We start from the raw sequence: 25,042 nt of genomic DNA, 5'->3' as shown, positions 1-25,042 counted from the left end.
GATCATGACTCGACTCAGCGTGTTTTCGCTGCTGCTCGCCGGCACCTCTGCCATGGCTGCCGACGCCATGCACGGCATGGACCACAGCCAGATGCCCGGGATGGATCATTCGGCAATGCAAAGCATGGACGACGGCATGATGCAGCCCGCCGCGCCCAGCGAAAGCCGCACGCCGATTCCGCCCGTGACCGACGCCGACCGCGCTGCGGTGTTCATCAGCCCCGGCGGTCATCAGGTGCATGACAGCGTAATAAACAGCTACTTTCTTGCCGACAAACTCGAATGGCAGAACGCTGATGACGGCAGCGCTTTGGCCTGGGATCTGTCCGGCTGGATCGGTGGGGATACCGATCGGCTGTGGCTGCGCTCTGAAGGCGAGCGCAACAACGGCAAGACCGAAGACGCGGAAATTCAAGCGCTATGGGGCCACGCGATTTCACCATGGTGGGACGTGGTCGGCGGCGTGCGTCAGGACTTCAAACCCGGCGCACCGCAAACCTGGGCCGCGTTCGGCGTGCAGGGCATGGCGCTGTACAACTTCGAGGCCGAAGCCACGGCTTTTCTCGGCGAGGGCGGCCAGAGTGCGGTACGCCTGGAGGGCGACTACGACATCCTGCTGACCAACCGACTGATCCTGCAGCCGACCGCAGAACTCAACATCTACGGCAAAAACGATCCGCAGCGAGGCATCGGCTCAGGGTTGTCCAATACCGAGGCGGGCCTGCGGTTGCGTTATGAAATCCGCCGCGAATTCGCGCCTTATATCGGCGTGACGTGGAATCGCACTTACGGCAACACCGCCGACTACGCCCGCGAAGAAGACGAGGATCGCAGTGAGGCGCGCCTGGTCCTCGGGGTCAGGCTGTGGTTCTGAATTCTTCTAAAAAAACAAATTGGATACCTTGCATGCGCACACTAACCCTGCCCCTGATATTCGCTAGCGGATTACTCCTGAGCGCCCTCGCCCAAGCCCATCCGAAATTGCTCTCGTCGACGCCAGCCGAAGGCGCGGAAGGCGCCGCGCCGAACAAGATCGAGCTGCACTTTTCCGAGAACCTGGTCACGCAGTTCTCCGGGGCCAAACTGGTAATGACCGAAATGGGTGGCATGGCTCACTCGCCGATGCCGATGAAAGCCAAAGTCAGCGCCAGCAGCGATCCGAAAACCATGCTGATCACCCCGCTCGCCCCGCTGCCTGCCGGCACCTATCAGGTGCAGTGGCGCGCGGTGTCCGCCGACACGCACCCGATCACCGGTAACGTCACGTTCAAAGTGAAGTGAACAATGGCGGACCTGCTCAACATCATCCTGCGGTTCGCCTTGTATGTGGATTTGCTGCTGTTGTTCGGGCTGGCGTTGTTTGGCTTGTACAGCTTCAACACGTTGCTACGGTTCCGTCGGTTATTGCGGGGCATGGCAGTGACAGGCGCGTTACTGTCAGTGGCCGGGCTGGTGCTGATGACCCGCGCCATGAGTGGCGAAACACAGCTCGCGGCGATGTGGCCGCACCTGCAGATGATGGTCTTGGAAACGGACGTCGGCCTGGCGTGGGCGCTGCGGATGACAGCGCTGGCCATCGTAGTGATCCGGCCGAGTCTGTGGCCAGCGTCGTTGGCAGGCGCCATTGCCCTCGCTTCGCTGGCGTGGAGCGGGCATGGCGCGATGGACGAAGGATGGCTGCGGTTCTGGCACTTTCTCAGCGACATCTTGCACCTGCTTGCGGCGGGAGCCTGGTTGGGTGCCTTGCTGGCGCTGGTGGTGATGGTGAGCGGGCGGATCGGTGATACACGCCTTCGCTTGCTCGCCGATGCAGTGAAACGCTTCGAATGGGTGGGCGCGTTGATCGTGCTGACGGTGTCGGTCACCGGGGTGATGAATTATCTTTTCATCGTCGGCCCAAGGCTCGACGGAGTGCTGTTCGGCACCTACGGGCTGCTGCTGGCGATCAAGGTGCTGGCGTTTGCCGTGATGCTGGTGCTGGCTGCGTTGAACCGCTTTCATCTTGGACCGTCACTGCAACGATCGCTGCGCGACGGCCAGCACCTCATCGCCGCGAAAGCGCTGCGGCGCAGTGTGGTGATGGAGCTGGCCCTTGCCCTGTTGATCGTGGCGCTGGTGGCGTGGCTCGGCACATTGAGTCCGGACCCGGGATGACACCCGTGGAAGGCTTTCACTACACTGGGCCACCTTCCCTTTCAGAAGCCCGATCTCAATGACAACACTAAAAAGCACGATGATCCTCGGCGGCCTGCTGACCCTGGCGACTGGCGCTCACGCCGACCCCGCCACGTCCCACCTCGACAGCATTCAGCAACAAGGCCAGTTGCGCGTCTGCACCACCGGCGATTACAAGCCCTACACCTTCAAGCGCAGCGACGGCGACTTCGAAGGCATCGACATCAGCATGGCCCGCTCCCTGGCCGATAGCCTCGGCGTCAAGGTGCAATGGGTGCAGACCACCTGGAAAACCCTGATGCCCGACATGCAGGCCGGCAAATGCGACATCGGCATGGGCGGCATCTCGGTCACACTGGAACGGCAGAAAAAAGCCTACTTCAGCAACACCCTCGACACCGACGGCAAGATCCCGCTGGTGCGCTGCGCCGACCAGTCCAAATACCAGACCATCGACCAGATCAACCAGCCCAACGTGCGCTTGGTCGAACCTGCCGGCGGCACCAACGAAGCCTTCGTCCACGCCTTCCTGCCCAAGGCGCAACTGGCCCTGCACGACAACGTGACGATCTTCCAGCAACTGCTCGACAACAAAGCCGACGTGATGATCACCGACGCCTCGGAAGCGCTGTATCAGCAGAAACTCAAACCCGGTTTGTGCGCAGTGAATCCGCATCAATACATGCAATACGGCGAGAAGGCTTACCTGCTGCCGCGCGACGACATCAGCTGGAAACTGTATGTCGATCAGTGGCTGCATTTGAGCAAGGTCACTGGCAAGTATCAGCAGACGTTGAGTGAGTGGATTGCGGTGCCGCAGTAAGCCACGGAACCCGGCCGACGCGCGCATTGAGGGAACGGTTCGCTCAATGCACGCGGTCGGCACGCGGTGGAGAAAAGTGGCAGCCGTGATTCAAAAAGCAGACAAGGCCTACACTGAAATCACAGCGACACGTTCGCTTCTGCCGAGAGGCAAACCGCACATCAACCGCTACTGCTCTCGAGGCGTCCCATGAATGTCGACTGGCTCAATTTCACGCCTTGGTCTTCCCTTGCCGGCGGCGCGCTGATCGGTCTGGCCGCGAGTCTGTTCGTGGTCGGCAATGGGCGTATTGCCGGCATCAGCGGCCTGATCGGCAGCCTGCTGCAACGCAACCGTGAAGGCGCCAGCGAGAAAGCCCTGTTCATCCTTGGCCTGCTGGTCGCGCCACTGCTGTGGGGATTGTTCAAGGCGTTACCGCCGATCGAGTTCCAGAGCGGCTGGTCAGGGCTGATTCTCGCAGGGGTACTCGTAGGGCTTGGCACACGCTACGGCTCAGGTTGCACCAGCGGCCATGGCGTTTGCGGCATATCGCGCCTTTCGCCACGTTCGATGCTCGCCACTGCCTGCTTTATGCTCAGCGGGTTCTTCACCGTGTTCGTCCTGCGCCATCTGACGGGAGTCTGAACATGCTCAAACTCAATGCATTCCTGGCCGGCCTGCTGTTCGGCGTCGGATTACTTCTGGCGGGCATGGCCAATCCGACGAAAGTCCTGGCATTCCTCGACGTGGCCGGGGCGTGGGATCCCTCGCTGGCATTGGTCATGGTGGGCGCTATTGCCACGGCTATCGGCCCGCTGACCTGGGCACGCCGGCAACGCAAATCGGTACTGGGCAACCCCATGCAACTACCCGCCCGAAAAGAGCTGGACCGACGTCTGGTTGGTGGCAGCCTGCTGTTCGGCGTCGGTTGGGGGATAGCCGGCATCTGCCCTGGCCCGGCAGTGACCATCCTGTTGACGGGCCACTGGCAAGCAATCGTTTTCGTATTGGCGATGCTCGCAGGCATGGGGCTATTTACGCTGCTGGAAACCCGACGCAACCCGTGACCGCAGAACAACCGACATTAAGGCGCAGGGCACCCACGGCAGCCAGTGATGGTGGTGATCAATGTTTTGCACAAGAGCGCGGATTGGATGATCTCCCCAGCCACGCACTCGTCGAGATCTGCGCCAACGATTTGAACGAGGGCCTGGCGAACCAGTAGCCCTGCATCAGATAAATGCCGCAATCGGCGAGAAAGTCTCTTTCCTCGGCATTTTCTATGCCCTCGGCGATCACTTCCACGCCCAACTCTCTGCACATGTTCACCACGTTGCGCACGATGGTCTGGCGTACGCGGTCACGGTGAATATTGCGGATCAGCGCCATATCCAGCTTGATCAGGTCCGGTTGAAAATCCGCCAACAAGTTAAGGCCGGAATAGCCTGCGCCAAAGTCGTCGATGGCCGTCTTGAAACCAAACTCACGATACTCACGCAAGATATTCATCAAGTGTTTGTTGCTTTCGACGTGCTCGCCTTCCACAGCCTCGAAGATCAGCCGCTCCAGCGGAAAGCCGTACGTGCGCGCCGCTTCCAGCGTGCTGCGAATACACATCTCCGGCCGGTAAACGGCATTCGGCAGAAAGTTGATCGACAGGTACTGCGTCATGCCCAAGTCAGCCGCCGTGGAAATCGCCCGCACTCGACACAGTTGATCGAATCGATAACGGTTCTGATCGTCCACCTTTTCCAGGACAGACAAGGCGCCTTCGCCGTTCACGCCGCGAACCAACGCTTCATGGGCAAACGTCGTTTGATCGCGCAGGTCCACAATGGGCTGGAAAGCGAAGGCGAAATCCATCTCCGGCACGCCTTTGTTCCTACAGCCCTGGCAGCCTCCGGGAGACGCGAATGATTTTGGAAAGTCGGTCATGAACCACCTGATGACGGGGTGCAACCTTCCATGGCGATAAATAAAACAGCTGCTGGCCTTAGTTATCTGCAAACAACGCAATAACTTCAGCCCCCGCGGCGCCTGAATAGTTGAAGGCACCGCGTGCGCCAAGTTGAAAAGATCAGGTGCGGAAATGCGCGGTCATTCGCTGCAGGTCCTGCCCCAGGGACGCCAATTCGATCGTCGCCGCCGCACTTTCTTCGCTGGCGACAGCCGACTGGTCAGCCACATCACGCACACTGACAATGCTGCGGTTGATTTCGTCGGCCACGGCACTTTGCTGCTCGGCGGCGGCCGATATCTGCAGACTCATCTCCTGGATCGTACCGATGGACTGATTGATCTCGGTAATCGCCAATTCGGCTTTCTGCGCCAGTACCACCGTATCGAGGGTGCGTTCGCGGCTTGAGGTCATCAGCGTCGCGGCCGCTTGCGTGCCTTGTTGCAGGGTGACGATCAGCGCTTCGATTTCCTTGGTCGAGTCCTGCGTGCGCTGTGCCAGCGAGCGCACTTCGTCTGCCACCACAGCAAAACCACGACCCTGCTCACCCGCCCGCGCGGCTTCAATAGCGGCATTCAACGCGAGCAGATTGGTCTGCTCGGCGACGGCTTTGATCACATCGATGACTTTGCCGATCTGCTCGCTGTCCTGAGTCAGCACATTCATCGCACCGCCCAACTCTTCAATGGCTATGGCAAGTTCGCTGATCTGCACCGTCGCCTGCTTGACCACCGTGCTGCCGTGGCGCGCCTGCTGATCGGCGAGGGTCGCGGCAGCGGAGGCATCGGTGGTGTTACGCGCAACTTCCTGCACCGTCGAAGCCATTTCGTGCATCGCCGTGGCAACTTGATCCACTTCACTTTTTTGCTGACGTACACCTGCGCTGGTCTGCTCGCTCATGGCCGAGAGCTTTTCCGCAGAGGTGGAAATCTGCGTGACGCCATTGCCGATACCTTGCACCAGCGTATTCAGGTTCTGCGCCATCTCCTGCATCGCATTTTGCAAATCGCCCAACTCATCTTTGCGCGCAGACCTGGCCTGGACCGTCAGGTCGCCTTTGGCAATCCGTCGCGCCAGATCAACCGTCAGCGCCAGCGGCGCAGTAATCTGGCGCGAGATGACCACCGAAGCCAACAGCCCGATCACCAGCGCCAGCGCAGTCAATACCGCCATCTGAATAAAAGCCGAATGCTGATCCTCATGTGCAAGGCGCTGCTGGGTGTCCATCAGGCCACTCATGATCTTGTCCATCGCCTTGCTTTCCTGGTCGACCTGCTCGCGCATGTTCTGCTTCTGCTCAAACAGCCCGGCCACTTCCACCAGTACTTCGCGATAACGCCGCATGCCGGCGTGGGCTTCTTCCAGTTGGCTCGACAGCGCCGTCGGCAGGCTGGTGCGCGCCTTGCTGATATCACTCAAGAAGCTATCGATGGTTTCCATCAGCTGTTTTTTGTTCACGTCGTTGGGCACCGCGATGTAACGACGCAACATCAGGCGAAACGTGGTCATGCCATTGCGCAAGTCGGCCACCGTACGCAGCTCCCGAACGCGTTCACCATCGGCAGACGCCAGTGCACTGGTCGTGGTGCCTTCAAGCATGCCGGCAAAAGTTTGCGCGTACTTGTCCGACAGCGCCGTCAGCGGTTTCAACGCATCCGTGGTCGACTGGTCGGCAGCGATCAGCCGTTTCACCTTCTGGTCGTAGGCAACAATCGTGGTTTGCAACGCCTTCAGGGCTTGCTGGTTTTCAGCGCGGGTCAAGGTGTCCAGCGCCTTGCCCACAAGGCCCTGCAAGACATTCAACTGCGCGTTATAGGACTCGGCGAACGCTGCGTCAGCGGCGGCTTCGTACTGTTTCTCGGACAGACGCATATTTTGCGTAGCGTCATTCAACGTGCCGATCAGACGCGTCGTACTCAAGCGATCAACCAGCACGCTGTTGCTGTTATAGCCAATGAAGGCAACCGCCAAAACGGCCAGCAGAAGAATGCCGAAGCCGGTTCCCAGCTTGCGGGAAACTTTGATGTCACCGAGGAAATTCGATGCTACTGCCATATTCAGCCTCAAACGTCCTGACGCGAATCGCCAGGCATAAAAATTGATCTCCGGTAACCAAAGTCACCGTCCAGACATTCGGGGGGTCGTCATCCAGGGCGTAATACGGGACGCTCCAGCTGTCCCGGAAATGCAAATGCCGATGCTGTTGAAGCGTCGAAAAGAGACCCGACGCGAGCACCGGCAGACAAACCCTTCACGTCGCAAACAGAGCATTTGCACGCTGGATTTATCGTTTCAGCAAAGGTGTCTGGAGGGATGCTATTAATTTTGCGAAAACTTGTACAACTTTATATATTTGTATAATCGTTGAACTTTTTGAGCGGCGTGATGACGCATTGCCATCATGATTTGTGGCACATCGCTATTGGCGTAAAACGGGGTTGAAAATGCGGATTCAAATGCCTGGCCACGCAATCACTGCCTCGAAGGCGTCCGGTGTGTGGTGTGTGGTGCGTGGTGGGCATGGGTGCACGCAGATTGCCTTGAGGGCCATGCAGTGATGGTTTGGATTGCTTACCAGCTGACCCGGTTGAGGAAGCCGAAATCTGCGGTTGAGTCGGCGAGTCAGTTTGGCTAGATCTGCAAGAGAAAGCCGTCACCTTAAGGTGACGGCTTTTGTGTTCATTGAAAGGCTGTACCAATCCTCGATCGATCGGATGAATACCAGATTCCGGTGACTTTACCGGTAATGTCCTGGACTGCGACCTGACCCATAAAGCGGCTGTCGTTACTGCTGTCGCGGTTATCGCCGAGCAGATAAACATGATCTTTCTCGACCACCGTCTGCGGCGTTTGCAGATAACGAGGATCCTTCACGCGCTCTGGCGGCGCAAAGAACAGCCCCATGTTTTCGCCGTTGCGGATGACCTTACCGTCAACAATCGACAAGGTGTCGCCACCCACTGCTGCCACACGTTTGACCGCCTCCGTGCCGTTATAGCGATACACCACAATGTCGCCCACCTGCGGCGCGTCGATGCGCATGTTGGTGACGATATAGTCACCGATCGAAAGGGTCGGAACCATCGAGCCGGAGGGGATCAAGTAGGTCTTGAACCCTAGCGTCGGGCCTCGCAATGGACCGAAAAGAACCAGCGTAAAGATGACCAGCGCCACCACGTAAAGCACATGGAAACGGGTGCTGGGGCTGTTCACCGGACGGTCGTTTCTACGCACCGATATCCCAGCCGCCGTGGCCGAGCCGAGTTTCACCAGGACGATAAACGTAGCGAAGACATACAGGCCCAATGGCGTGGCAGGCACCCCGCAGACACCGAGTAAAATCACCCCCAGATAAAGCAAAGCGGCAACACGCACCGCCCACTTCACCTGACCGGCATACACCAGACCCCAGCCGGCCACTAGGCACGACATCACAAATGCTTGCAGCGGCAACTTCGGCTTATCAGGAGTAGACATAAATTCTCTTCACGTAAATAGCTAACAATCAAGCGCCCGGCCTATTCAGCCAATAGGGCGCTACGGGCAATGCAGTGGGGGTTATTTAGCGGAAAAATAACCGGTCGTGCGCAATTGCAGGCTGTACAACTCCTGACGGATGAACGAAAAGGAGCCATCACGCTCGCTACCAAACGAAGGGTGGAGGCCATACGCAGGTTGGTAGACCGGTCGTCAGGAACCCCGGCGCATCCGAAGATGCCCCACGCATGACCACCATAAAACTAAGACGAGAAACGTCGTCGCAAAACGGTAGTCTTGTGCTTCTGACGGAACGGGCTACCAAACCCGATCACTGTTTTCAGTGACCCGGAGACGATAAAACCCGCAGGCTAGACGCACAAGCCGGCGGATTCTGTCTTAGGTGTAGGGGAGGCGCAAGACAAGGTAGGCTTCGGATGACTTTCACCAGTCAGATTTAAACAAGCGCCTGCGCAATCGTTTAAACGGATACTGAAGGACAGAAAACAGGCAGAAATACACTTCCTCCCATCAGGCCGAGCGCGTCGGAACCCAGTTCAAACCACAAACAGCGCCTCGCAAGCCTTTGCCTGTTCGCAGACCTGATAAACTCTTGCACCTTCGCCTTCTTGATCCAGATTCCTCACATGTCCCTACAACCCGTCACACTCTCCCGCCGCTTCTCCGTCGCCCCGATGATGGATTGGACGGACCGCCACTGCCGTTTCTTCCTACGCCTCCTGTCTAAGAACGCCCTGCTCTACACCGAAATGGTCACCACCGGCGCGCTGCTCAACGGCGATCACGAGCGTTTCCTCCGTCACAACGAAGCCGAACATCCGCTCGCGTTGCAGCTCGGTGGTAGTGTTCCGTTGGATCTCGCCGCCTGCGCCCGCATGGCTCAGGAACACGGTTACGACGAGGTGAACCTGAACGTCGGCTGCCCGAGTGATCGTGTGCAGAACAACATGATCGGCGCGTGCCTGATGGGGCATCCGCATCTGGTGGCGGATTGTGTGAAGGCGATGCGTGATGCGGTGTCGATTCCGGTGACGGTGAAGCACCGGATCGGCATTAACGGGCGCGACAGTTATGCCGAGCTGTGTGATTTCGTCGGCACTGTTCGCGATGCCGGCTGCACCAGTTTTACCGTGCATGCGCGGATTGCGATTCTGGAGGGGTTGTCGCCGAAGGAGAATCGCGACATTCCGCCGTTGCGCTATGACGTGGCGGCGCAGTTGAAGGCGGATTTTCCGGAGCTGGAGATTGTGCTGAACGGCGGGATCAAGACCATGGAGGCCTGCCATGAGCATCTGCAGACGTTCGATGGCGTGATGTTGGGGCGTGAGGCTTATCACAATCCGTATTTGCTGGCGGAGGTGGATCAGCAGTTGTTTGGCAGTTCGGCGCCGGTGATAAGTCGGGCTGAGGCGTTGGCGCAGTTGCGGCCGTATATCGCCGAACATCTGCTGGCCGGTGGCGCGATGCATCACATCACGCGGCATGTGCTGGGCCTGGGCACCGGGTTCCCCGGGGCGCGCAAGTTTCGTCAGTTGTTGTCGGTGGATATTCACAAGGCCAAGGATCCGCTGGCGTTGCTGGATCAGGCGGCTGAGTTGCTTGAAGGTCGTTGATTGATGGTTTGAGTGTGCGGGCGGCGCATGAGCGTTGCCCGGTATTTTGATGTACTGACAGGATGTCTTTTGTTTATGCCCGCGTTTACTTTTTCACGTTTCAAGCGTTTCACCCTCCTCGCTTTGTTCAGCTTCACTTCCAACGTTTATGCGCACTGCGATGGCTTTTGCATGGGCCGTACCGATACGCCGTGGGAGGTGACGCAGCTTTCCGGCTTCACTTTGGTGTCTTTAATCCTCGCACCTATTTCGTCTAGCCAGGAAACGACCGACAGTCACAAGCGTGTTTACTCTGCCGAGGAGCAAGAAGACGCACGACTCTATCTGGCCAGCGACGGCATGCTGCAGGCTGCGTATTTCACCTCGGCCTTGCAGCGCTTTCGTCAGGAGTCGTCGGATTCGACGTTAAACGATCTCGCCGTGGCGGCGTTGATCAGCGCGCAGTGATCAGGCGGCCGCTGCGGCGGTCCAGTTGACCCAGCCAAACAGCCAGGTTGCCAGAATCAACAAACCAAAACCGATCCGGTACCAGGCGAACGCGGCATAGCTGTGGTTGGCGATAAATTTCAGCAGGCCACGCACGGCGATCATGGCGAAGATGAACGCGGTGACGAAGCCGAGGGCGAAGACTGGCAGGTCGTTGGGTTGGAACAGGTCGCGGTATTTGTAGCCGGAATAAACGGCGGCACCAACCATGGTCGGCATGGCGAGGAAGAACGAGAACTCGGTGGCGGCTTTGCGCGAAAGGCCGAAGAGCAGCCCGCCGATGATGGTCGAGCCGGAGCGCGAGGTGCCGGGAATCATTGCCAGGCATTGTACGAAACCGACCTTCAACGCGTGGGACCAGCGCATGTCGTCGACATGTTCGACGCTGACTACATGGCTGCGCTGTTCGGCCCACAACATGACGATGCCGCCAACAACCAGGGCCACCGCAACGGTGATCGGGTTGAACAGGTATTCATGAATCGCGTCGGCGAATAACACGCCGAGGATAACGGCCGGGAAAAACGCGATCAGCAGATTAAGGGTGAAACGTTGCGCGTTGCGCTCGGTGGGCAGGCCTTTGACGATTTCGAAGATCTTCGGACGAAATTCCCAGACCACAGCCAGAATGGCCCCCAGTTGAATAATGATATTGAACGCCATGGCACGTTCGCCGCCAAACTCGAGCAGGTCGGCGACAATAATCTGGTGGCCGGTACTCGAGATGGGCAAGAACTCGGTCAAGCCTTCTACCGCGCCCAATATCAATACCTGGAAAAGGGTCCAGAAATCCATTAATCCTCCGTCAGAGCACTCAGGGTGAGCGACCGGTTCAATAACACTCAGGGGTTGAGTATCTGAAGTAATGCATACAGCGATTCGCCGATCCGGAAGAATAGAGTTTATGCAGAGTTAGACTCAAGAGCTGTTAGTAATCGTCGGCCGACGAACTAAACGGAAAATATTTACATCTATTACAACAAATATTTCAGTTCAGATATGAAGTGTGATCAACCTCACACATTGTTGACATGGCCAATCAGTGGCAAAAGGACATAGACAAAGCCATCGCCACAAGCTCAAAATAGTGGCACCATTGCATATAGCCATCATCTACGCGCTAGTTCACAACCCCGAGAAAATCAACTAAAAGCCTGAAAAGCTTAGTTATTGTTAGAAATCTCGGGAGACACGTCTAAAATCCGCGCAAATGTTACCAATTGTCAGTCACAGATAAGAACCGGTGCTTTAACATCCCGATGTCAGCACCTAATTCGAGTCAACGCATGATGCTCTCAGGGAACTTGGCGACGAGAAGTCCGCGCCCGACAAATGATGAATCCGGTGTTCTTGCTCTGGGTCGTACACTGGGTGTGGCTGATCATTTCAGATCGCTGATCGCAAAGCACGTGCAGCCCGATATGATCCTGGAAACAGGTGCTTTCACTAGTTCATATAAGCAGCACGGTTACATCGGTTCCTACCGCGCCATTTTCGTCATCATCGATAGTCCACAAGCCATCGAAGAAAATCTGGCCCTGGTGCAGACCCTGCGCGATGACAACTTGAAGCCGCTTATTTGCGCAATTGTCACCGGCCGCGGCGCCGTCAACAAGATCAAGTATTTCCTCGCCGGAGCGGATGCCTGTATCAAGCTCAACACATTGAGCGATGACAGCGAAGACTTGCTGGCGGAGTTCTTCAACAGCGAAGACTGGCAACGAGATATCAATCTCACGCTTGATCCGACGCGGATCTGCCTGATGGACAGTCGGCGCAAACTGGATATCTCTTTCGCCGAAATGAAGATCCTCGAGGCCTTTGCGCACACCGGCAATCACATTCTGAGTCATGATGAAATCGCCAGCATCATGGGCCTCAACGCCAATTTCTACGACCCTCGGGCACTGGAAAAATCAATCAGTCGCTTGCGTGGAAAAATCAAGGACATGTATGGTACAAACGCGATTCAGAGCATCCGCGGCTACGGCTATCGCCTGATGCGGGGCCTGATATCGACTGCCTGAGTCTCGGGCAGTCTTCCCTTTTGCATACGTACGAAGGATCGTCTGATGCAGCCATATCGTTCCAATTGCGCCTCATACTTATTAAAACTCAAGCACTTGAATGAGCACGGCATCACGCCACATAACAATAAAACTCCATAACATAGCAGCAGATCGAGTGGAATTTATCGATGGCCATTTTCGGCCAGAACCCTGCCTACGATTACTTCCGAGGAAGTCATTGCTCGCCTGCCGATTTATCTTTTAGCCAATTTTGGTGTGTATTTAGGAGAGAGACATGGAAACGAGTACAACCCTCCCCAGAAAATATTTTGTTGTTGTGACGCACAGCACAACGTCGCAACGTGAACTGGAAAGCATCTTGTCCAGTGAGCGTTTCAATTCGTTTGGCACGTCGCAGGCACAAATGTTTGTTGAAGGTGTTGCTTCGCCCTCTTCCGCCCCGATGGTCATGGAGTTCAGTTACCCAAGCCTCAGCCGAAAGAATGTTGCGCGCAGTATCGAACATGATACTCAACGCATACTGGCCACTCTTGAAAATGAATGGCGAGCCGCGCAGACAGATAATCCGTTTCAAAGCTTCCCGACCCGCAGTGCAGAACGCGCTCATATCTCCAATGTCAGCGACAGCACCGAGCCTTGCAGCGACACCTGGCATCTTGACGATGAACAAGGCGTGTTGCTCAAGGACAATATTGCGATCAGCCTCACTGGCCTGGAAACCGCGCTGGTGAGGAAAATGCTGAGCCATGAAGAGCGCGTGGTCAGTCGTGATGACCTGATCATCAGCATTGGTCGGGAACCCGAGCAATACCGTGGCCTGGAAATGTGCCTGAGCCGATTGCAGGACAAGTTCAAGAGTGCGAGTAATGGCGAGCGATTGTTCCGAGCCGTAAGAAATCGCGGATATTGCCTGATCCAGGAAGTCGTTGCTTAATCACAAGCGACGCGCAAACCAAGACAAACAGATAAAGTGCGACTACAACAACAAGAAGAGCACTCTGTTTGGGTTCACCCTCCCTGACTCGATAAAAGCTTCCCTGCCTCCACCCTTCAACAGTAACAAATACGCCCCCGCCTTTTCATCCCCCGCTCTACGACCTTTTCTAACAACCTTCTATTTAAATATTAAAAAGTTGGCATTGTGCCATCTTGTTAGAACTCGTCAGACACCATTCCCGGCAATAACTTAGTCTATTGGCTGACGACAGTTCGGCTCTCGATGTTGTTACCTCAAGACACTCGCTAAAACAAAAACAATAAGTCTGCATAACAACTCGGCTTTCAACTGTTGAAACCTGAATGGACGTCTTTTGGGGATATCGTATGGATCTTTCTCTCAGTATTAATCGAAGCACGGGCCTCAAGGGACTGACCTTTTGGGGCCAATGGGCGCTGGCACAGGCTTTCGTTGTGACGCTGCTGTTCATTCTCGCTGAACAGCACACCGGCACCGTCGCGTTCTACTACCGAATGTGCGCCACCCTCGCCGTCCTGGCTTCGGTGCCGGCTTACACATTCAGCGGCGTTTATCGCAAACGCGACAACTACCTCACCGGCCTCGGCCGCTTGTTCATGGGCTGGTCGATGACCATGGCCGCGCTGGCGTGCATCGCGTTTGTCTGCCAGGCCGATGAGCTGTTTTCCCGTCAGGTGATTCTCAGCTGGGCGGTGTATGGCTTCCTCGGTCAGGCGTTCCTCTACGCGCCGCTGCATGCGTTTTCCAAGTACTACCAGCGTTCGCGTAAAAGCGAACACCGGACGTTGATCGTCGGTACTGGCGAATTGGCGTTGGGCCTGGCGAAAAAACTCAGCCAACTGGAAAACCTGCCGCTGATCGGTCTGGTCAGCAACGGTGACAAACCGGTCCTCGCTTCCGACGCACCGCGTGTAGTAGGTGCTCAGGACGAGTTGCTCGAGCTGATCGAAGCCCACGACATTCGCCGCCTCTACATTACTCTGCCGCTGTGCGAAGCCGCGAAAATCGAAGCGATGTATGTCGACTTACTCGGGGCTAACGTCGATGTAGTGTGGGTGCCGGACTTGAACAGCCTGACCCTGCTCAACCACTCGGTGAAAGTCGTGGACGGCTTGCCGGCGATTTACCTCAACGAAAGCCCGCTGACCAGCCGCCCCACCGCTGCTCTGAGCAAGAGTCTGGTTGAGAAAACCGTGGCATTCCTGGCGATCATCGCGCTCAGTCCGCTGCTGTTGATCATCGCTCTGGCGGTGAAAATCAATTCGCCCGGCCCGGTATTTTTCAAGCAGGACCGCCATGGCTGGAACGGCAAGGTGATCAAGGTCTGGAAATTCCGCTCGATGCGTGTCCACGATGACCGCGAAGTGAAACAGGCCAGCCGCAATGACTCGCGCATTACCGCAGTAGGCCGTTTTATTCGCCGCACTTCCCTGGATGAGTTGCCGCAACTGTTCAACGTGTTGCAGGGGCACATGGCGCTGGTGGGTCCACGGCCGCATGCGGTGGCGCACAACAATTACTACTCGGGCAAGATCCTCGCTTACATGGCCCGTCACCGAATCAAACCGGGCATCACTGGCCTGGCGCAGATCAGTGGCTGCCGCGGTGAGACCGACACCATCGACAAGATGCAGAAGCGTGTCGAGATCGACCTGCAGTACATCAACAGCTGGTCGTTGTGGCTGGATCTGAAGATCCTGGTGAAGACGCCGTTTACGTTGTTGTCGAAGGATATTTACTGAGGCTTAGCACTGCAGATCACAAGGGGACGAAAGTCCCCTTTTTTGTGGGCGGGATTTGGGTAACCGGTATCGAATGCAGTCACAAAGCCTGTGGCAGCGAGCCTGCTCGTGAAAGCGGTGTGTCAGGCACTGGAGATATTGGATGTGCCGGACCATTCGCGAGCAAGCTCGCTCCCACAGGGATTCGGGTGATGACCAGGATGTGTGGCGTGACGCCGATCAAGTGTAGGAGTGAGCCTGCTCGCGAAAGCGGTGTGTCAGGCGATGGCGATGTTGAATGTGTCGGCGCCTTCGCGAGCAGGCTCGCTCCCACAGGGATCAGGGTTAGGGTCGAAAACTGTGCTGTAACACAACACCCTGTGGGAGCGAGCCTGCTCGCGAAAGCGTTGTGTCAGGCACTGGAGATGTTGGATGTGCCGGACCATTCGCGAGCAGGCTCGCTCCCACAGACCAGCGCTTACTCGGTAATCTTTTCGAAGTTGCGATAGAACATGTCCCCTTCCCGGCTATCCGTCATCGAGTGCAGTTGATAGCTGCGGCTCAGTCTGGCGCCGCCATCTCGGGTCAGTGGCGCCCAGACCAGGTTGGCGCGGCGCATGGTCGACATGCTCATCATTTCGTCGAACGGGATCGACAGGTACAGGCCCTTGTCGAAACTACCTTCGCCATATTCCGCGCTACTGGCCGTGGTGATGGTTGCCCAGGCACCGACGCGCACGCCGTTGAAAAACTCGCGCGAGATGTCCACGGTGGTGCCCCAGTCTCCGGCCAGATACCGCCCGACACTGACCGCCGCCAGCGTGTCGAACGGCAGGTCGGTATAGCCGGTGATATGCCCGGTCACTACCGAGTAATCGCGCAAGGCAAAGCCCTGATCGAAATCACGCTGGCGCACCCAGTTCAGGTCCGCGCCCAGCGACCAGCGTTCGCCGGTCGGGCGGAACAACACTTCCGCGCCGACACCGGTAAACATCGACTCCAGATAGCCGCCGTACACCATGCCGTACAGGTCTTTATCCAACTGCTCGGCATGGCTGAGCTGAAACAACGGCATGGTCGTGTTCGACGTGGTCAGATACTGGCGCAAATCCGTGCGCACGCGGGGCAATCCGCTCGGCGCGTCGTAGACGAATTTGTCAAAGTTGTTGACCAGGTTGGCGCTGAGCAAACCGCTCCACCAGGTGTTGCGGTTGAAGCGATATTCAGCGTCCGCATCCGCACTGAATTGATAGAGCAAACCGTCCGGGCCGCCGACGTTCTGCTTGAAGCCCAGACCCACGCCATAGCTGAAATGCTGCGGCGCTTCGGTGTAGAGGGTTTTCTCGTTGTGCGGCATCGCCGGGTTGATTTCGGTAGTGCGGTGCAACGACTCCAACGGTTCTTCATTGTTGATCACTTCGCGGAAGGTCTGGCGCGGCAGGCTGGTTTCTTCCAGCGGCAGGTCGTAGCGCTTGTTGACCACGGTGAACCAGTCGATGTCGTCGTTGACGCTGTTGTCGAGAATCCGGCTCGCGCGGCCAACGGCTTTGGACGAATGGAAATAACGCTGCTGCTCGCCATAGACGATCAGTTCGGAATCGCGCTGGCTGATGCGCTCGACCTTGTACCCGGCATTCTGCTGCAAACGCCGCGACACATCGGCCCAGTTGACCTGTTCCATCGAGGTCGTCGGCGCCTTCGCCGGCAGCGGTTCGGGGGTCGGATCGTAAGTCTTGGCCGGCGCCTTGCGGCTGACGAAATTGGTGTGAAACGTCACGCCGAACATCGCCGTGTTGCCGCGTTCCCAGGCAGCGCTCAGGTCGATCGAATCGGTCACCTTGAACACCGCGCCAAGGTTGATCGGCGAGTCCTGTTTGATCTCGTTGTCCTTCGGCTCGTTTTTGTAGTCGTTGCCTTCGAATTCAAGCTTCAAACTCAGCCGATCCCACGGCGTCTGGTAGCTCACGCCACCGAACAGTGAAGGCTTGCCGCGAAAGTACGAGCCGGAGTTGACGTCACCGGTGCCTTCCAGCGCCGGGCGCGTATCGAAGCGATTGCTGACGTAGCCCAGCGGGTTGTCGAAGTCGCCGCGATTACCGATGTAGCCCCAGGCAATGCCGGCGCTGAAGTCGAAATTGTCGAAGCGCTTGTTGGCGACGAAGAATTCGCTGGAGAACAAACCGGTACCACCGATATCTCGAAAGCCCAGCGCCACTTCCGGCGCCCAGTGGCTTTCCTGCCACAGGCGCACTTTGGCGTCGACCGCCTTGTCCTTGTAGCTTTGACTGCCGCTGAGGGCCTCCGAGCCGTACGGCCGGTTGGTGATCGCGGTGTAGCGGAACGAACCTTCGAGCCAGTCCAGCGGTTGCAACGACACGCTGTAGCGGCTGTAGGGATCGGTGCGGTTGGCGTTGACGCTCAGCTCGCCGGCCGGGGCCATGCGCGCCGTCGGCGTCTGCAACAGACCGGCGCCACCGAAGTCATTCTGGGTGATGCGCGGCTCGGCGTGAGCCAGACCGCAGGGCAATAACAACACAGCTGCAAAACGTAACTTCAACGAACCACCTCGGCCAGCTGCGTGGCAATGAATTCGGCCAACTGCTGATTCAATTCAGGAAGAGGCGGATCTAGATCATCATTTTTTATCGGCACCAGAATCCTGCTGCCGGCCACCGGAAACTGCCCGGACTCGCGATTCCAGTGCGCGATGCCGACGCGCCGCGAGACGCCGTTGGGCTGGATCAACCACAGGTAATCGGCCTCGGCATCGTCGAGAATCGAGCAGCCTTCGAGATATTCGCGGGCCTCCTGCAATGGCTGGTACGGCAAGTGACATGGCTCGGTGACCGCGCCCAACACCTGCACTTCATCAACCCGTTTCGGATAGATCAGCCGATCGCCGTCATCCAGGCGAATGTTGCGCGCGAAGCCGACTTCCACCGCCACCGGATCCAGATCAGCGATCTGCCGTCCGGTCACTGGCATTTGTCGGACTTCTTCAGCAACGCGCTGTGCCAGTGCCGCGCGGCTTGGCCGATCAAACAGCGTCGCCATGCGTTGCAGCACCTCGAGATCGAACAGCACACCAACCTTGAGCCGTGTCTGTTCCTCGACCAGCGACTGGCGCAACAAGCCGCCCGCCAGCCAATAGCCTTCGGTATTGGGTACGGCCTCGCTGATCACATCGAACAGGCGTCCACCCGGCGGCAATGCAATCGGACCGGGATTGGCGACGTCGCCGGACACAGTGACGGCGGCCTGACTCGCCCCTGCGACCAGCAAAAAACCCGCCGCGATTAGGCTTAAGCGCTTCACGGCAGATGCCTGCGATCAGGAGTCAATTGCACCAGCTTCACGCGCAATTGCGAGGTCAGTTGCTGCTCGCTCTGCAGAATGAAACCGTCTCGCGGGTCGACCCAGTAACGGTTGGTCGCGCTGAGGCCGATGGCTGGGGCGTCGATCTGTTCATCGATGCGCAGCACCGAGTAAGCCTTGTCGAGAATTTCCAGGGTCTCGGTGGCGCGGCGGGAGAAGCGGCTGTTGACGATCACGCCGACTTCCTGGCCTTTGTACAGATCGATCCAGCGCCGTGTGGTGAAACCGTCGGCGACGTGATGCAGGCCTTGCTTGAACGGCGAGTCATCGGCCAGCCGCGTGCCATCCAGGTCGCCTTGCAGACCGAGGCCGATGCTGCGCACGGCGAGGCCATCGCGCAGCAGCAAAACCTGCTTGCCGGAGGCGACCCAGAATTGCAGGTCTTCACGCTCGCGCACCAGCGCCAGCACGCCTGAGCCGGATGGCGTGGTCAGTTTCAGTTGCGGGTAGTTGACCCCGGCGACTTCGGCCGCTGTCACATCAACCTCGTCGGGGCCGACGACGGCGGCTTTGAGGTTGTTCAGCGATGCGCTCATCAGCGGGTTACAGCCGCACAGCAACGAGGCCGCCATCAGGCAGACGCCCACTTTCAATAGGTTCACAGTCGGGCGGCCTTATTTGCTGTTGTTGCTGTATTCGCTCCAGTTCTTCGCTGCCGAAGCCCCGGTGCCGACAATCGACGCCGACGGCACCAACTGGCTGATGAAACGGTTCCAGCGAGTGACATTGGCCGGGCCGACGTAGACCACATCCTGCGGCCGCACCTGAAAGTGCGAGGCCAGCGCCATGGCGGTCGGCGATTCGGCTTCGAGCTGATAAATCTTCGCCGGCTCGACGTCGAGATTTTCCACGCCGCGAATCACGTACACCGCGTTGCCGTTGGAACTGGTCTGACTCAGGCCACCGACCGAACCGAGCACGTCGGACAGGTTCATGGTTGCGGTCTTGAAGCTCAGCGCGCGCGGCTGGTTGACCTCGCCCATGACGTAGATGCGCTTGTTGTCGTTGTACGGCAGATACAGCTGATCGCCGCCCTTGAGGTAGACGTTCTGCAGTTCGGAATCCTGCTGATTGAGCGTGTCGAGATTGAGTGGATAGACCCGCCCGTTGCGCGTCAGCAGCAGGCCCGACAAGTCGGCATTATTGGTGTCGATGCCAGCGGAACCGAGGGCTTCGACCACGCTCAGCGGATTGGTCGAAATCGCTTGCGGGCCGGCCTTCGTCACGGCGCCGGTGACCACGACTTTCTGGCTGGCGAAGCGCAACACCGCGACGTCGACCTGCGGCTCGGCGATGAATGCCGACAAGCGCTGTTCGATGTCCGCGCGCAGTTGCTGGATAGTCCGGCCGGCGGCCTGGACTTCCTTGATGAACGGGTAATACAGCGTGCCATCGGAGCGCACCAGACGGCCGTTGGCATCGATCTGTTGTTGCGCGCCGGAGGGGGCAGTCAGCTCCGGGTGATCCCAGACGGTGATGTACAGCACGTCATTGTTGCCGATGCGATATTCCGCCGGCGTCACCAGCAGCTCCGCCGGCAGCGACTCACGCTTCTGCGTGGCGCGGTTCATGGCGATCAGTTTCGGGGTGATCGGAATCAGCTCGACCCGACTGCTTTCGCTGGCACCCTGGCGGGTGATATCGCTGGTGCTCAGGTACTGGCCGGGGGAAAACATGCAACCTTGCAAAGCGAGACTTGCCAACATTAAAAGATAAACACTACGAGTCATAATGGCACTACGCTATTCAAGGGCGAATCCAAAAAACAAAGTCACCCGACTTGCGTCGGGCGACTCTGTACTGCACTAACAAATGTTCCTGTTAGTTATGCGTGCCGGTTGTACCGGTGGTACCCGTCGTACCGGTGGTACCGCCGTTGGCACTGCCACCGCTGTTGGACGCCGCTACAGCACTGGCAACCATTGCAGTACTGGCCGCGGGCGCTTGCGAAGCCGCCACACTGCCACCTACATTGGTTACCGCTGTCAACGGCGCTTCAGCGGCGGCAGCCCAGTTGCTCAACATCGTCAACAGGGCAACTGCCATCACTTTTTTCATAACAACTCCTTTCTAACATTCGAACTGTTAAAAACAGATCTGTGTCAGAGCTGGTAGCTTTCAAGTCCGCAAAGAGCGCGAACAAGATCCGTTGTTCTTTCACAGTCCTGTGCAACTGCTAAAGTCGAACGGCAGGTTTATATCTACGGATTTGCAAATGGCATTGCCAGTGTAATTTCCCGACGTTATCTAACAACCTGACTGAAACTAACATCGGACTAAATGGCCATCATCGCGAATAACCATTGGGATGATTCGATTGCCAGCGCCAAGTGTCGGCGACCATGTCCTGCAAGTTGCGCGTGGCTTTCCAGCCGAGCTCTTTCGCCGCTTTCGAAGCATCGGCAAAACTTTCGGCGATATCACCGGCGCGGCGCGGCATCATCCGGTACGGCACCGGCCGCCCGCAGGCCTGTTCGAAGGCATGCAGCACTTGCAGCACGCTGTAGCCATCGCCGGTGCCGAGGTTCCAGGTGTGGATGCCGGTGCGCTCGCTGATCGACTGCAACGCTTTCAAATGCCCATCCGCCAGATCGACGACATGAATGTAATCGCGCACGCCGGTGCCATCGGCGGTCGGGTAATCATTACCGAAGATCGACAGCTCGCGCAGGCTGCCGACCGCAACCTGGCTGATATACGGCACCAGATTGTTCGGAATGCCGTTGGGGTCTTCGCCCATGTGCCCGCTGGCGTGGGCGCCGATAGGGTTGAAGTAGCGCAGCAGCGCTATGCTCCAGCGCGGCTCGGCGAGGCTCAGGTCGCGCAGCACGTTCTCGACGATCAGCTTGGACTGACCGTAGGGATTGGTCGGATTGCCCGTAGGAAAATCCTCGCGAATCGGCATCTCTTCAGGCTCGCCGTACACCGTCGCCGAGGAACTGAACACCAGCCGGAACACCCCCGCCGCTGCCATCGCCTGACACAGGGTGATGCTGCCGCCGACGTTGGTTTCGTAGTATTCGAGCGGCTTGCGCACACTCTCGCCCACGGCTTTGAGCCCGGCGAAATGCAGCACGGCGTCGATCTGATGCTCGCGGAAAATCCGGTCGAGCAGCGGCCGATCGCAGACATCGCCGCGAATCATCCATGCACTTTTGCCGCAAATGGCTTCAACGGCGTGAAGTGCTGCGTCGCTGCTGTTACAAAGATTATCCAGAACGACAACTTCATAACCTGCCTCAAGCAATGCAAGTGTGGTATGCGAGCCGATATAGCCGGCACCACCCGTTACCAGAATCTTCATAGCGCGGTCCGTCATTGAATAAATACCCGGTAGCGTGTCAAGCCATGCCTGGTGGAGATGCGGAGCAATTCACACAAACAGGGCGACAACAACCTCAAACAAATTTAGTTCAACCACTGGCAATAATTATTTTTGCCGGTCAAACTGTTTGACGGGTACTTATTAGCACTCCCTGGACACTTATCACTATCGACAGATACCGACTAAAAATAACTAATAACCAAGTAGTCGACATCTCATAACATTAGCGCTTTTTAACAGCGCAACTAATTGCCAGCAACAACCTGACTCGGGTATTAAAGTAAGCCTTCAATAATCATTGAAACTTGCCGCCACTTTCTGGTGCGCAACCGTCGCCTGTGTTCCATGACTGTCCAGGATACTTTTATGATTCGTAAATGTTTGTTCCCCGCTGCCGGCTACGGCACGCGTTTCTTGCCGGCGACCAAAGCCATGCCGAAAGAGATGCTGCCGATCGTCAACAAGCCGTTGATCGAATACGCCGTTGAAGAAGCGCGGGACGCCGGCCTGCAACACATGGCCATCGTCACCGGCCGGGGCAAACGCGCGCTGGAAGACCACTTCGACATCAGCTACGAACTCGAGCATCAAATCCGTGGCACCGAGAAAGAGAAATTCCTCGCCGGCACCCGCGAGCTGATCGACACCTGCACCTTCTCCTACACCCGTCAGGTGGAAATGAAAGGCCTGGGCCATGCCATTCTCAGCGGTCGCCCATTGATCGGCGACGAGCCGTTTGCCGTGGTGCTGGCCGACGACCTGTGCCTGAACCTCGAAGGCGACGGTGTGCTGTCGCAGATGATTCAGCTGTACAAGAAGTTCCGCTGCTCGATCGTCGCCATCCAAGAAGTCCCGGCCGACCAGACTCACAAGTACGGGGTGATTGCCGGTGAGCTGATTTCCGAGGGCATCTACCGGGTCAACAACATGGTGGAAAAACCGGCGCCGCAGGACGCGCCGTCAAATCTGGCGATCATCGGGCGCTACATCCTCACCCCGGACATCTTCGACCTGATCGCCGACACCGAACCGGGCAAGGGCGGCGAAATCCAGATCACCGACGCACTGATGAAACAGGCGCAGAACGGCTGCGTGCTGGCCTACAAATTCAAAGGCCTGCGCTTCGATTGCGGCGATGCCGAGGGCTACTTGCAAGCGACCAATTTCTGCTACGACAACGTGTACCTCAAGGGCCGCTGAGACGGCCCCCCATCACCAGAGGCAGGCAACCATGAACATTGCACAACATTCGACAGAGATTGAACGTGAGGTGGGCAACCTCGGGGTGATGAGCTGGTTGTCGCGCCATCAACCGCTGCCCAGCGCCAATGAGACCTGGCTGGGCACGATTCTGCTGGTGGAGCGGATCGGTGTGTTTCCTGCGTCCGGCGATATACGCCGGCCGATGCGCGATCCCTATCCGCTGCTCGCGCACCTGAAAGCGTTGTATGGCGAACAGGCGCTGGAAATGGATGACCGCGATGGCCTGAAAGTGATCTTCAGCGACTGGCGTTTTCGCGTGCGCATCTGCTGCAACGATCCGGCGATCATCATTAATGTTGAAACCCGTTGTGATGCGCGGTTGATGCCGCGCAAGCTTGACGAACTGTTGGGGCTCATCGACGCCTTCAAGCACGACGCCTGATCACCCGGGCGTCACGCCGATCCATTGTGGGAGCGAGCCTGCTCGCGAAAGCGGCGGCACAGTCAGCATTGATCGTTCCCACGCTCCGCGTGGGAATGCATCCAGTGACGCTCTGCGTCACGCTGCGGAGGGACGCGGAGCGTCCCGGGCGGCGTTCCCACGCGGAGCGTGGGAACGATCATGGTGGCGAGTCGTCGCAACCGGTACTCGTACCCGTTATCCAGCGATAAAAATAATCGGCAATCACCTTCCCGCCCGTGGCCGGCAACGGATGAATCTTGTCCGGGCCGATCATCGCGCTGGCGTAGCGTTTGACGTCGGGGCCGAACGCGCATTGCAGGTTGGCAAAACCGAGCTGCTGCTCCCGCGCCCACGGCTCGAGGACCTGCGCATAGGCCGACATCGGGTAAGCGCTGGAGCGCGTGGTGTCCTGACGCATGATCAGGTTGATGCTCGCCGCCGGCTGAATCTCGCGCAGCATGCTCACCAGGCCCTGAACGTTTTGCAGGTACTGCGCAGGTTTGACGCCGAAGCCCTGATCGTTGCCGCCGAGCATGATCAGGTAAACGTCGGCCGGGATCTTCGACACCACGGCTTTCCATTGCGTCTGCCACTGTCGATCGGCGTGAAAGAAATCCGCCGATGCCGCGCCGGAGGCCGCCAGTTTCGACACCCGAATGCCCTTCTCATCATTCGTCATCCAAAGGCCGAACAACGTGGGCGCGCCCTTCACCACTTCCAGTCTGAATGACCAGTCTGCGGCTGATGGAACGCCCGCTAGCGCGACTTCCTGAACGCCTGAGCCTGCGAGTTTCAACGGTTGCCAGGCTTGCGCGGGCGACCAGCGATAGCGCAGCTCGTCGGATTCGCCGCTGCCCAGATACAACAGTTTCGCCTGAGTGACCGTGGTATCGATGCGCGGCGAAGGGCTGGCATCGACTTGCAACCAGGCGCCCGGCTTGCCGCTGATCGTGCGACTGTCCGGACTGGCCTGGCCCAGCTCGGAAACCTTCCAGCCGCCGCCGAAGTATTTGTCGCTGCTGCGGGTGTATTTGAAGTGCGTGCCGCCCAGCGCCGCGCCGTGGTTGAAACCGACGTAACCGGGGCCGGCGAAACCCACCTCGGCGGCCACTCGCTGCACCAGTTTGTTCAGATAGAAATCCTGCCCGGCGGTGTAGCTGTCGCCGATCACCGAAACCGCCAGCACCTTGCCGGCCTTGCCCTCGCGCCACTGCGCAAAGCGCTGGCGGGCATCGTCTATCGTGATGGCCGAGGTGGCGACGGGTTGAGGGGCGTCTACTGGCATCATTGAATATTTCCTTTGTCCGGGATGGCCCCTTCGCGAGCAGGCTCGCTCCCACAAAAGACCATGTGCAATTCACACAACCTCTGTGGGAGCGAGCCTGCTCGCGAAGCTTTCAGCTGTTCTGCGTCTGCAC

24 protein-coding genes are annotated in these 25,042 nt (G+C 58.0%); 13 read left to right on the top strand and 11 right to left on the bottom strand.

All coding sequences use genetic code 11. From position 1 onward, the window contains the following. Positions 1–4: 4 nt before the first annotated feature. The 6 genes from QMX86_RS16995 to QMX86_RS16970 all read left to right on the top strand — a co-directional run bounded on the left by QMX86_RS16995 (position 5) and on the right by QMX86_RS16970 (position 4,044). Entirely contained in the window at positions 5–874 is an 870-nt protein-coding gene (locus QMX86_RS16995; protein WP_282384904.1) for a copper resistance protein B, read from the top strand. 32 nt (positions 875–906) lie between these two features. Further along, the gene (gene copC / locus QMX86_RS16990; RefSeq protein WP_282384905.1) at positions 907–1,281 is read left to right on the top strand and encodes a copper homeostasis periplasmic binding protein CopC; all 375 of its coding nucleotides are present in this window, start codon (positions 907–909) and stop codon (positions 1,279–1,281) included. A 3-nt stretch (positions 1,282–1,284) separates the two neighbouring features. Then, entirely contained in the window at positions 1,285–2,154 is an 870-nt protein-coding gene (gene copD / locus QMX86_RS16985; protein ID WP_282384906.1) for a copper homeostasis membrane protein CopD, read from the top strand. Positions 2,155–2,212: 58 nt separating this feature from the next. Further along, positions 2,213–2,998, top strand: a complete 786-nt coding sequence (locus QMX86_RS16980) for a transporter substrate-binding domain-containing protein (RefSeq protein WP_125918358.1) — start codon at positions 2,213–2,215, stop codon at positions 2,996–2,998. Positions 2,999–3,187: 189 nt separating this feature from the next. Continuing rightward, a complete protein-coding gene (locus tag QMX86_RS16975; RefSeq protein ID WP_122880622.1) occupies positions 3,188–3,622 on the top strand; it encodes a YeeE/YedE family protein in 435 nt (144 codons plus the stop codon). A gap of 2 nt (positions 3,623–3,624) precedes the next feature. Then, positions 3,625–4,044 carry a DUF6691 family protein gene (locus tag QMX86_RS16970; RefSeq protein WP_095182409.1) on the top strand — a complete coding sequence of 140 codons (420 nt, stop codon included), beginning with the start codon at positions 3,625–3,627 and terminating at the stop codon, positions 4,042–4,044. 58 nt (positions 4,045–4,102) lie between these two features. Here QMX86_RS16970 and QMX86_RS16965 read toward each other — a convergent pair whose 3' ends face one another. The 3 genes from QMX86_RS16965 to lepB all read right to left on the bottom strand — a co-directional run bounded on the left by QMX86_RS16965 (position 4,103) and on the right by lepB (position 8,411). Continuing rightward, positions 4,103–4,912, bottom strand: coding sequence for an EAL domain-containing protein (locus tag QMX86_RS16965; RefSeq protein WP_243242861.1), 810 nt, complete (start codon positions 4,910–4,912; stop codon positions 4,103–4,105). A gap of 142 nt (positions 4,913–5,054) precedes the next feature. Beyond that, on the bottom strand, positions 5,055–6,989 hold the full coding sequence (locus QMX86_RS16960; RefSeq protein ID WP_282384913.1) for a methyl-accepting chemotaxis protein: 1,935 nt from the start codon (positions 6,987–6,989) through the stop codon (positions 5,055–5,057). A 624-nt stretch (positions 6,990–7,613) separates the two neighbouring features. Continuing rightward, entirely contained in the window at positions 7,614–8,411 is a 798-nt protein-coding gene (gene lepB, locus QMX86_RS16955; protein WP_071173023.1) for a signal peptidase I, read from the bottom strand. A 647-nt stretch (positions 8,412–9,058) separates the two neighbouring features. Here lepB and dusA point away from each other — a divergent pair. Then, positions 9,059–10,045 (top strand): tRNA dihydrouridine(20/20a) synthase DusA, encoded by a 987-nt coding sequence (gene dusA / locus QMX86_RS16950; RefSeq protein ID WP_282384917.1) that lies wholly within the window; start codon positions 9,059–9,061, stop codon positions 10,043–10,045. Between the two features lie 27 nt (positions 10,046–10,072). After that, positions 10,073–10,492, top strand: coding sequence for a DUF2388 domain-containing protein (locus QMX86_RS16945; protein ID WP_241089648.1), 420 nt, complete (start codon positions 10,073–10,075; stop codon positions 10,490–10,492). Here QMX86_RS16945 and QMX86_RS16940 read toward each other — a convergent pair whose 3' ends face one another. Beyond that, positions 10,493–11,326 (bottom strand): undecaprenyl-diphosphate phosphatase, encoded by an 834-nt coding sequence (locus QMX86_RS16940; RefSeq protein WP_016775449.1) that lies wholly within the window; start codon positions 11,324–11,326, stop codon positions 10,493–10,495. A 491-nt stretch (positions 11,327–11,817) separates the two neighbouring features. Between QMX86_RS16940 and QMX86_RS16935 the strand changes: the two genes are divergently transcribed. The 3 genes from QMX86_RS16935 (at position 11,818) to QMX86_RS16925 (ending at position 15,279) form a co-directional block, all read left to right on the top strand. Then, entirely contained in the window at positions 11,818–12,558 is a 741-nt protein-coding gene (locus tag QMX86_RS16935; RefSeq protein ID WP_122746874.1) for a winged helix-turn-helix domain-containing protein, read from the top strand. Positions 12,559–12,835: 277 nt separating this feature from the next. Continuing rightward, positions 12,836–13,495: a helix-turn-helix domain-containing protein gene (locus tag QMX86_RS16930; RefSeq protein WP_122703591.1), complete on the top strand. Its 660-nt coding sequence runs from the start codon at positions 12,836–12,838 to the stop codon at positions 13,493–13,495. Positions 13,496–13,884: 389 nt separating this feature from the next. Beyond that, positions 13,885–15,279: an undecaprenyl-phosphate glucose phosphotransferase gene (locus QMX86_RS16925; protein WP_016775452.1), complete on the top strand. Its 1,395-nt coding sequence runs from the start codon at positions 13,885–13,887 to the stop codon at positions 15,277–15,279. Between the two features lie 457 nt (positions 15,280–15,736). On the opposite strand, the gene QMX86_RS16920 is transcribed toward QMX86_RS16925, so the two are convergent. From QMX86_RS16920 to galE, 6 genes are all read right to left on the bottom strand, one after another. After that, positions 15,737–17,815 (bottom strand): YjbH domain-containing protein, encoded by a 2,079-nt coding sequence (locus QMX86_RS16920; protein ID WP_282387095.1) that lies wholly within the window; start codon positions 17,813–17,815, stop codon positions 15,737–15,739. Then, a complete protein-coding gene (locus tag QMX86_RS16915) occupies positions 17,812–18,573 on the bottom strand; it encodes a capsule biosynthesis GfcC family protein (protein ID WP_282387094.1) in 762 nt (253 codons plus the stop codon). Before QMX86_RS16915 ends, QMX86_RS16920 begins: the two co-directional genes overlap by 4 nt. Next, the gene (locus QMX86_RS16910; RefSeq protein ID WP_110646775.1) at positions 18,570–19,235 is read right to left on the bottom strand and encodes a YjbF family lipoprotein; all 666 of its coding nucleotides are present in this window, start codon (positions 19,233–19,235) and stop codon (positions 18,570–18,572) included. The genes QMX86_RS16915 and QMX86_RS16910 overlap by 4 nt, the downstream gene beginning before the upstream one ends. A gap of 12 nt (positions 19,236–19,247) precedes the next feature. Next, on the bottom strand, positions 19,248–20,363 hold the full coding sequence (locus QMX86_RS16905; RefSeq protein ID WP_177180896.1) for a polysaccharide biosynthesis/export family protein: 1,116 nt from the start codon (positions 20,361–20,363) through the stop codon (positions 19,248–19,250). 91 nt (positions 20,364–20,454) lie between these two features. Beyond that, complete coding sequence (locus tag QMX86_RS16900) at positions 20,455–20,691, bottom strand: hypothetical protein (protein WP_016775457.1); 237 nt, start codon at positions 20,689–20,691, stop codon at positions 20,455–20,457. A gap of 229 nt (positions 20,692–20,920) precedes the next feature. Then, positions 20,921–21,937, bottom strand: a complete 1,017-nt coding sequence (gene galE / locus QMX86_RS16895) for a UDP-glucose 4-epimerase GalE (protein WP_016775458.1) — start codon at positions 21,935–21,937, stop codon at positions 20,921–20,923. A 387-nt stretch (positions 21,938–22,324) separates the two neighbouring features. Here galE and galU point away from each other — a divergent pair, with 387 nt between their 5' ends. Further along, complete coding sequence (gene galU / locus QMX86_RS16890) at positions 22,325–23,158, top strand: UTP--glucose-1-phosphate uridylyltransferase GalU (RefSeq protein ID WP_024013613.1); 834 nt, start codon at positions 22,325–22,327, stop codon at positions 23,156–23,158. 31 nt (positions 23,159–23,189) lie between these two features. Next, positions 23,190–23,603: a mannose-1-phosphate guanylyltransferase gene (locus QMX86_RS16885; RefSeq protein WP_071173032.1), complete on the top strand. Its 414-nt coding sequence runs from the start codon at positions 23,190–23,192 to the stop codon at positions 23,601–23,603. Between the two features lie 178 nt (positions 23,604–23,781). Here the strand turns inward: QMX86_RS16885 and QMX86_RS16880 are convergent, their stop codons facing one another. Further along, on the bottom strand, positions 23,782–24,912 hold the full coding sequence (locus QMX86_RS16880) for a GDSL-type esterase/lipase family protein (RefSeq protein ID WP_282387967.1): 1,131 nt from the start codon (positions 24,910–24,912) through the stop codon (positions 23,782–23,784). Between the last annotated feature and the right edge of the window lie 130 nt (positions 24,913–25,042).

The organism is Pseudomonas sp. PS01270 (genome assembly GCF_029959775.1).
Classification (GTDB): Bacteria; Pseudomonadota; Gammaproteobacteria; order Pseudomonadales; family Pseudomonadaceae; genus Aquipseudomonas; species Aquipseudomonas atacamensis.
This window is presented reverse-complemented; position numbering and strand designations above follow the sequence as displayed.

What these genes read in the sequence shown, in the direction of transcription:
- galU (WP_024013613.1), top strand. Translation starts at nt 22,325, where the DNA reads ATGATTCGTAAATGTTTGTTCCCCGCTGCCGGCTACGGCACGCGTTTC.
- QMX86_RS16970 (WP_095182409.1), top strand. Translation starts at nt 3,625, where the DNA reads ATGCTCAAACTCAATGCATTCCTGGCCGGCCTGCTGTTCGGCGTCGGA.
- QMX86_RS16965 (WP_243242861.1), bottom strand. Translation starts at nt 4,912, where the DNA reads ATGACCGACTTTCCAAAATCATTCGCGTCTCCCGGAGGCTGCCAGGGC.
- lepB (WP_071173023.1), bottom strand. Translation starts at nt 8,411, where the DNA reads ATGTCTACTCCTGATAAGCCGAAGTTGCCGCTGCAAGCATTTGTGATG.
- copD (WP_282384906.1), top strand. Translation starts at nt 1,285, where the DNA reads ATGGCGGACCTGCTCAACATCATCCTGCGGTTCGCCTTGTATGTGGAT.
- galE (WP_016775458.1), bottom strand. Translation starts at nt 21,937, where the DNA reads ATGAAGATTCTGGTAACGGGTGGTGCCGGCTATATCGGCTCGCATACC.
- QMX86_RS16940 (WP_016775449.1), bottom strand. Translation starts at nt 11,326, where the DNA reads ATGGATTTCTGGACCCTTTTCCAGGTATTGATATTGGGCGCGGTAGAA.
- QMX86_RS16975 (WP_122880622.1), top strand. Translation starts at nt 3,188, where the DNA reads ATGAATGTCGACTGGCTCAATTTCACGCCTTGGTCTTCCCTTGCCGGC.
- QMX86_RS16930 (WP_122703591.1), top strand. Translation starts at nt 12,836, where the DNA reads ATGGAAACGAGTACAACCCTCCCCAGAAAATATTTTGTTGTTGTGACG.
- QMX86_RS16880 (WP_282387967.1), bottom strand. Translation starts at nt 24,912, where the DNA reads ATGATGCCAGTAGACGCCCCTCAACCCGTCGCCACCTCGGCCATCACG.
- copC (WP_282384905.1), top strand. Translation starts at nt 907, where the DNA reads ATGCGCACACTAACCCTGCCCCTGATATTCGCTAGCGGATTACTCCTG.
- QMX86_RS16945 (WP_241089648.1), top strand. Translation starts at nt 10,073, where the DNA reads ATGAGCGTTGCCCGGTATTTTGATGTACTGACAGGATGTCTTTTGTTT.
- QMX86_RS16885 (WP_071173032.1), top strand. Translation starts at nt 23,190, where the DNA reads ATGAACATTGCACAACATTCGACAGAGATTGAACGTGAGGTGGGCAAC.
- dusA (WP_282384917.1), top strand. Translation starts at nt 9,059, where the DNA reads ATGTCCCTACAACCCGTCACACTCTCCCGCCGCTTCTCCGTCGCCCCG.
- QMX86_RS16905 (WP_177180896.1), bottom strand. Translation starts at nt 20,363, where the DNA reads ATGACTCGTAGTGTTTATCTTTTAATGTTGGCAAGTCTCGCTTTGCAA.
- QMX86_RS16980 (WP_125918358.1), top strand. Translation starts at nt 2,213, where the DNA reads ATGACAACACTAAAAAGCACGATGATCCTCGGCGGCCTGCTGACCCTG.
- QMX86_RS16925 (WP_016775452.1), top strand. Translation starts at nt 13,885, where the DNA reads ATGGATCTTTCTCTCAGTATTAATCGAAGCACGGGCCTCAAGGGACTG.
- QMX86_RS16935 (WP_122746874.1), top strand. Translation starts at nt 11,818, where the DNA reads ATGATGCTCTCAGGGAACTTGGCGACGAGAAGTCCGCGCCCGACAAAT.
- QMX86_RS16960 (WP_282384913.1), bottom strand. Translation starts at nt 6,989, where the DNA reads ATGGCAGTAGCATCGAATTTCCTCGGTGACATCAAAGTTTCCCGCAAG.
- QMX86_RS16995 (WP_282384904.1), top strand. Translation starts at nt 5, where the DNA reads ATGACTCGACTCAGCGTGTTTTCGCTGCTGCTCGCCGGCACCTCTGCC.
- QMX86_RS16900 (WP_016775457.1), bottom strand. Translation starts at nt 20,691, where the DNA reads ATGAAAAAAGTGATGGCAGTTGCCCTGTTGACGATGTTGAGCAACTGG.